Raw genomic sequence first — 6585 nt, forward strand, 5'->3', positions numbered from 1 at the left:
CGGTCCAATTCTGGGACATCTCAACCTCTATGCTTCCAGCCAAGTTCTACCAGACCACCTATGCCGCCGATGATGTTGCCCGCCTCTGCCAGATGGCGGGGCTGAAGCCGCAAGACCCGGAGGCGTTTCACCAGAAGTTGGAAGATTGCGCGGCGGTCTATCGGTGGGAGACGGCCAACTATGAGGAGGTCGTTCCGGCATTCTCTGTGAAGCGTGAGCTGCACTCGGCACAGAAACGGGCGACTGCTCTGCAAAAGTCTCTAAGCGAGTTGTCCGACACAGCGCGTCAAGAACTTCTCCGGCGTGTTGCCTATCGTCAAGATCGTGATGCCGCGCGCCATATCACCGGCAGACGGGAAGGCGGCGAGGCATCGTTGCTGTTGCCATCGGGTGGATCAGACGACGCTATCCTGTTGGGCTTGCCAGACATCGAAGGCCTGATTGATATTCTCAGCGATGTATTGGGCGCGGCCATCTCAGAGGTCCCGAAGCGGCCGTCTGGTCCTGTTCCGGATTTTGGCTTGTACCTTTGGGCCGCAAACATTCGGTTGCTATGGGAAGAAACGACCGACGCGCCATTCACGCGCGATGCGACGGAAGAGAACATCCCAATCACGCCAGCCGCCCTCTTCTGTGTTGAAGCGTTCAAGCCCATTGAGCCCAGCTTCCCTAGGTCGCGCGTTCTTCACGCCCTAAAGCTCTGTATTCAATACAAAAAAATCACTGGAACAGTTGCTGCAAAAAACGTGCAGTAACTGTTCCAGTGCTTTCGCTCGCCTGTCGAAAGTGATCGCATCATGGTTGGCCTCGTCAAAACAGAAGAGACGAGGCAGACCATGATGCAAGAGACTTCCACCTCCCCGGCACCGGCTTACGCGGTGTCTGACTATTGGGATGGCTTTATCCCCGAGATCGAAGCCGCCGACTTCCTGTGCCAAAGCATTCGCACGCTTCAGAAATGGCGCGTGACAGGCTTTGGCCCGCAATTCTACAAGCCCGGCCGCTCCGTGCGCTACCGGCGCCGTGACCTGCGCGACTGGGCCGAAGCCCGGCGCCACGCCAGCACATCGCAATATTGAGTTTTGCCCGTGCGGCGCTGGCAGCCCCGCGCGGGATTTTGGGGCCGGACGGCTTCATCGGGGTGCAGGCCAATTCCCCTGCACCCCAACCATCCTAAACATCGGAGACAATCACATGCAGAACCAACCAGCGCACAAGGTGCGGATCGGGCTCGTTACCGCATCGATCTGGAACAATAACGGCTCTTACTCGGTCGACCTGTCACGGTCGTACAAGACCGACCAGGGCGAGTGGAAGAACACAAGCGGGCTCTTCCATTCCGACCTGCTCAACGCCAGCAAATGTGCGGAACGCGCAGAGATCTGGATCTCTCGCCAGCTCACGAAATCGCAATGACACTCAAAGCCGGGCTATGCCCGGCCCCAAAACCCATTGCTGCCCCGCCGGAGGCGCACTCTTCATCCGGCGACACTCCAACCACCTTCATCCACATCAGCGCAGCGATTGAAGCCGCGATAAAGGGGGGTCTTGTAACACCCCCCTCCACGAATACGAAAGCGAAGACCAGCGAAGCTGATGGCTGACATTCTGCATTCCGGCTTTGACGGGCTGAAGTTCACGATCCAAACCGATATCCCGGACGCCTTCCGTGCTCAGCTGGCATCTGCCAAAGAACATGCGAAGAAGAGCTTCGCGGATAGCCAGCTTCAGTTCGGCCCCTTCACGCTCAGTGTGACCAACAAGGGCGCGCGCGGCTTCACAACCCATACGGGCGACTTCGGGGCTGTCTGGCTCTTCCAAGACCCGCAAGACCGTATCCAGAACAATCCCGGCATCACGGTCGACTTCCGCGCCTTCGGGCTGGCGACAGGCGGTCTGGCTGGTGCTGAGCAACACTTCCGCGCCTGTATGGAGGCGTTCGGCATCAAGTACGTCGAGACGCAACTCCGCGTCACCCGCGCCGACTTCGCCGTCGATATACTCGCCCCGTGGTTTGAACCGGATCGCGAGGCGCTTGTGGTGCCACCCGGCACAAGGGTCACGGAATATACCGGCGTTGCAGAGACCGCGACTGTGTCGAGCGGCGCCCGCGTCATCGGCCTCCGGGCCGGGGCTGTCGCCAATCGCCAGCTCGCCATCTACGACAAGCGGGCCGAAGTGATCCAGCAGAAGAAGATGGGGTGGCTGACCATCTGGAATGCCGCGCGCGAGGAAGCAGGCAAACCGCCCTTGGACTTGAGTGATCGGGACAAAAGTCAGGTATGGCGGTTTGAGATGCGGCTCGGCAGCAAGCAGCTTCGAAACAAGTTCGAGATAAGGGACTGGCAGGACCTACAGGACGTGATCGGAGACGCCTTTACAGATGCCCTTGGCCGCATGCGCTATTGCGTTCCCACACCAGACAGCAACCGCGCCCGATGGCCCACGCATGAGCTCTGGTCGCGGTTTGAAGGCGTGGTCGAGAATGACTTGATGGCGAACTGCGCAGGCGTCCTGCCAAGCGACGTGATCCAAGCCAATCGCGCTGCGAAGATGCGGGAACTGGACGCCCAACTGGCTGGCCTCTTCGTGACCCGGGCTGCGATGTCAGAAGTCACTGCCGAAGCGTTTCCTGAGTTCTTGGAGAGCCACGTCGAAGCCCTGCTACGGCAGATGCAAGAGCACCCTGTTTCGTTGGCAGATCGCATTGCAAAGGCCGGGGCGAAGTATCAATTGAGGTGATTTTGGGCGGAAAGAGGTCATTCGCTGCTTGTGCAAACTCAAGCACGTCAATTACCTAAAAAGTCGTTCAACACACTGACTATTGATCATTGAGCTTACAATTCGCTGCCTTGAGCGGGAAAATGAAAGTTTGACCTCAACTTGCCTTGCGAGACAGGCCTTGTGGGCTGTGTCAGCCCAAAATTGGTGCGACCTCACATCTTCCTGTTCTGCCGCGTAGGTGGGGTGCGGCAACGTTCCGGTCTCCAGTCACATGGGTTTCGGCACGCTTGAAAAACCGCCGGAGGAGGATTTTGCTCCAAAACGTATGGCATCAGTTCAGTTCGGCGCGTGGGCTAAAGTCGTTTCCTCAGTCACCGGTGCCCGCAACGGTAGCAGCGGGTCGGTGGGAAGGCTGATCATAGCGTTGAGGAAACTGAGGCAGCACGATTACGCGCTGCCTCGTTGGTAAAGCACTAGAACTTACCCATTTCTCTAAGGATCTCACGGTTCTTTTCGCGATGACGCCATGCTGCACCCATGCTGTTTTTAAGGTTTTCCGGCAGCATTTCCATCGGAACCACAAGGTCACCTTCAACGGGCCAATCCATCAACAGCTCCGGCTTGTAGCCTTCGGGATAATACAAATCTGGATCAAGCTCGCTTTGTCGAATAAAGGGTTCCTGAATGTCTTCGCGGGCGTGTGGCGGAGCTGGAACGACCAATTGCTCATTGGTGAAATCAAACTGCGGTGCGCGCACATTTGGGAATTCAGGCAAGATGCCTTCGCGTACCCAGATCTGATCTTTAGTAACATTGACCACAATGCCGTCTGGTGCGCCAAAGTGGAACGGACCTTTCCAGTGCTCACGGATCTCTGCCACTGACTCTTCCAGCAAGTATTTATCATAGCTCATATGCGTGGTCATGAAGAGGCGTGGTTGAATCAAGTTAGCTATATAGCCAGCTGCGTAAGTTGGCGTGTGATGCGTGTCGATGGTATACCGTGCAAGGAAGGGGGGGACGCCCTGAACCCCGGAGTTGATCTCGACAACTTCCTGCTGTTGTTCGGTGATGTAGACATCGCATCCTTTGGCGTACTCGACATCCAGCAAGTTCGGACGGCCATCGCCAGTCCACACAAAGCATAGATCATTCCAATCAAGGCGATATGCCGAGGCACCGTCTTTAGCGTGGCTGCGTTGCCAATGTCGCACGGTAACACCATTTTCGTCATAGATAATGCCGCCGTTATCGCGGAAATCAAACTCATTGACTTCGATGTCCCAGCCTACACCAGCAGGGAAGACGCTGAACGCATCACGGTGCCAGGCGGTCATCATCTTCATGCCTTCGACCATGGCCGCCGTGCCGTATTCCGGTGTGCGCCCAGAGGGGCCATGAATGCGCAAGGGCTCATGCCAGCCACCGCTCCACGTGCGGAACATCCACACATACGGAAGTGCACCAAAGTGATCGACATGCAAGTGTGTGATGAAGATATTGGTCAGCTCGTTCAACGCGACGCGCGCGGCTTGGTAGTTGGCTACGGAGCCTTCGCCAATGTCAAAGATGAAATTATCGCCATTGCCGAGCTCGACGAACACGGACGTGTTGGCTTGACCGGGGCGGATGATCGGAGCGGTCCCCATGAAGGTAATCCGCATTTCCTCCGGCTGCACTTCTTCAGTGCCCGGGAACCAATTGGCAGCACTGGTCAACCATGGTTGGGGCGATATTCCCTCAAACATGAGCCCCTCTTTCCAACGCCCGTTTGGCACGCCCCCTGTTAGGGCATTCTGAATGTCTTCAGCGGAGGAAGGTTCACCTACTTCCGGTATCTGCTGCGCGCTCACCCAGCTTGCCAGTGAAAGTGAGGCGAGCGCCGCAACGCTTATCGCTTTAAGCTTTTTCAATTTTCCCTCCTTAGGAAGTTCGTGGAAAGGCGGATCGGTTTAGTCAGAAAGATCGGTAAATCACCGATATTGCTCAATTCTTTGCGGGGTCATAACATAGGCGCTCTCGACGTTTCGCTGGCCGTCGGAGTAGGTTACTAACTCCGTCTGTCGTTCGGCCTGTAGCTCTCCCATTATCCAAACGGGGTCATACATCCCGCGTATCGGGTAGCCATCGGGGTAGTGGACGTGGATCAACTGATTTGCCGCGGGAGGCGGTGTATGCACGCAGGCTCCCACTGTGGGAACGAGTAAGAACTCGATCACGAACCTTCCATCCATTTCCAATGGCAAGATGTAACCGGGGACCCGGACATTTTGCGATAGGACTTCTGGGTTAGGCGCACTGAACCGACGTTCGTGCGCTTTCATAAGCCTTTCACGCTCCGCGAACAGCCAGTCTGGATCCAAGCCACTTGATACGAGCTTGGCTCTAATTTTAGAGGCTTGTGAGCGGGCGAAATCGTTGGCGCTCTCCGCATCCGTCACTTCAATGCGATAAAGCGTGACAAGATCGTTCTTTTGCCGATAATCCAGATCTTCAAACGGGTTGGAACCCATTTCTACTTCCGGTACCAGATCCGCCCAGCCAAGATTTCGCTGGTCGCTTGCATTGGCTTTCGTCAGGCACAACGGCACAGAGATACTAATTGCAAGTGCAAACACAAAGAAGCTGGATACCTTAAGACGCTTCCACGTCGTCATTGTCACCTCCGCATCAAAGTTTAGGAAAGACGGCTTACCCGCACCAATTCAACTAACAGCTCCCGCCTTATGCGGTTCCACTCAGCGCGTTCGGGTTCGCTGCATCGAGCACCGTTTAGTTTACTACAAACCGCTTGGTAGTCAGCAAATGCCTCACGCAGTACCGAGTTTTCTGATAGTGACCGGCGGATTTGAGAGGCGAGATCTGGCAGATCTTCTCCAAGGGTCGGCATTGACTCTGCACCTTGGGAACATAGGGTCGAAGGCACATCTAAACTGAATGTTTCCAACCGAAACGGTAAGACCAGCGAACACTGATTGCAACTCAGGCTGTGTCACCAAGATATCAATGAGTAGAAAACGTTAACCTTGCGGCTTGAAAAAGTTGGCATTGGATCGGGAGATTCCGTTGATTGTTACGCGATCCCCCGGATTTAGCGATAGCAGCGAACGACCGCTTTGACGGGCCGCACCGCAGCGCAATTGAGTCGAGTTGAAAGGCAGCTTTGGGCCGTTAGCCTCGCACCACCCTGTCACCCATCTACCGCACCTTTGACTTCGGCTCTGCTGCTTCCACAGTGCTTCCAGCGGGGATTTCGGAACGCAGGAAGCCCCGCGGAAAGCGGGGCTAAGGCGTTGTATTTGTTTGGTGATTTTGGTTGCGGGAGCAGGATTTGAACCTGCGACCTTCAGGTTATGAGCCTGACGAGCTACCGGGCTGCTCCATCCCGCGGTGATGTTCTTTTTTGTGGCTGTGTCACCAAGATATCAATGAGTAGAAAACGTTAACCTTGCGGCTTGAAAAAGTTGGCATTGGATCGGGAGATTCCGTTGATTGTTACGCGATCCCCCGGATTTAGCGATAGCAGCGAACGACCGCTTTGACGGGCCGCACCGCAGCGCAATTGAGTCGAGTTGAAAGGCAGCTTTGGGCCGTTAGCCTCGCACCACCCTGTCACCCATCTACCGCACCTTTGACTTCGGCTCTGCTGCTTCCACAGTGCTTCCAGCGGGGATTTCGGAACGCAGGAAGCCCCGCGGAAAGCGGGGCTAAGGCGTTGTATTTGTTTGGTGATTTTGGTTGCGGGAGCAGGATTTGAACCTGCGACCTTCAGGTTATGAGCCTGACGAGCTACCGGGCTGCTCCATCCCGCGGTGATGTTCTTTTTTGTATCGTTTGAGAGCGTCTGTTCTTGTCAGGTTT

General features: G+C 55.8%; 6 protein-coding genes and 2 tRNA genes. 4 read left to right on the forward strand and 4 right to left on the reverse strand.

What is annotated here, in order from left to right:
• Positions 1 to 29 precede the first annotated feature (29 nt).
• The 4 genes from GSH16_RS11365 (at position 30) to GSH16_RS11380 (ending at position 2742) form a co-directional block, all read left to right on the forward strand.
• A complete protein-coding gene (locus GSH16_RS11365) occupies positions 30 to 755 on the forward strand; it encodes a hypothetical protein (protein WP_160855088.1) in 726 nt (241 codons plus the stop codon).
• A gap of 81 nt (positions 756 to 836) precedes the next feature.
• Positions 837 to 1079 carry a helix-turn-helix domain-containing protein gene (locus tag GSH16_RS11370; protein WP_407941062.1) on the forward strand — a complete coding sequence of 81 codons (243 nt, stop codon included), beginning with the start codon at positions 837 to 839 and terminating at the stop codon, positions 1077 to 1079.
• Between the two features lie 115 nt (positions 1080 to 1194).
• On the forward strand, positions 1195 to 1416 hold the full coding sequence (locus tag GSH16_RS11375) for a hypothetical protein (protein WP_160855090.1): 222 nt from the start codon (positions 1195 to 1197) through the stop codon (positions 1414 to 1416).
• 180 nt (positions 1417 to 1596) lie between these two features.
• Entirely contained in the window at positions 1597 to 2742 is a 1146-nt protein-coding gene (locus tag GSH16_RS11380) for a hypothetical protein (protein ID WP_328803219.1), read from the forward strand.
• Between the two features lie 455 nt (positions 2743 to 3197).
• Here the strand turns inward: GSH16_RS11380 and gntH are convergent, their stop codons facing one another.
• The 4 genes from gntH to GSH16_RS11400 all read right to left on the reverse strand — a co-directional run bounded on the left by gntH (position 3198) and on the right by GSH16_RS11400 (position 6536).
• Complete coding sequence (gntH, locus tag GSH16_RS11385) at positions 3198 to 4637, reverse strand: guanitoxin biosynthesis MBL fold metallo-hydrolase GntH (RefSeq protein ID WP_160855092.1); 1440 nt, start codon at positions 4635 to 4637, stop codon at positions 3198 to 3200.
• Positions 4638 to 4697: 60 nt separating this feature from the next.
• Complete coding sequence (locus GSH16_RS11390; protein WP_160855094.1) at positions 4698 to 5381, reverse strand: DUF3299 domain-containing protein; 684 nt, start codon at positions 5379 to 5381, stop codon at positions 4698 to 4700.
• Between the two features lie 656 nt (positions 5382 to 6037).
• Positions 6038 to 6114: transfer RNA gene (locus tag GSH16_RS11395), tRNA-Met, on the reverse strand.
• Between the two features lie 345 nt (positions 6115 to 6459).
• Positions 6460 to 6536: transfer RNA gene (locus GSH16_RS11400), tRNA-Met, on the reverse strand.
• Positions 6537 to 6585 lie beyond the last annotated feature (49 nt).

This window comes from Oceanomicrobium pacificus (genome assembly GCF_009833495.1).
In the GTDB taxonomy this organism is placed as follows: domain Bacteria; phylum Pseudomonadota; class Alphaproteobacteria; order Rhodobacterales; family Rhodobacteraceae; genus Oceanomicrobium; species Oceanomicrobium pacificus.

Excerpts from the sequence above, each read along its gene's own strand:
- GSH16_RS11380 (WP_328803219.1), top strand. The coding sequence starts at position 1,597 with ATGGCTGACATTCTGCATTCCGGCTTTGACGGGCTGAAGTTCACGATC.
- GSH16_RS11390 (WP_160855094.1), bottom strand. The coding sequence starts at position 5,381 with ATGACGACGTGGAAGCGTCTTAAGGTATCCAGCTTCTTTGTGTTTGCA.
- GSH16_RS11370 (WP_407941062.1), top strand. The coding sequence starts at position 837 with ATGATGCAAGAGACTTCCACCTCCCCGGCACCGGCTTACGCGGTGTCT.
- GSH16_RS11365 (WP_160855088.1), top strand. The coding sequence starts at position 30 with ATGCTTCCAGCCAAGTTCTACCAGACCACCTATGCCGCCGATGATGTT.
- GSH16_RS11375 (WP_160855090.1), top strand. The coding sequence starts at position 1,195 with ATGCAGAACCAACCAGCGCACAAGGTGCGGATCGGGCTCGTTACCGCA.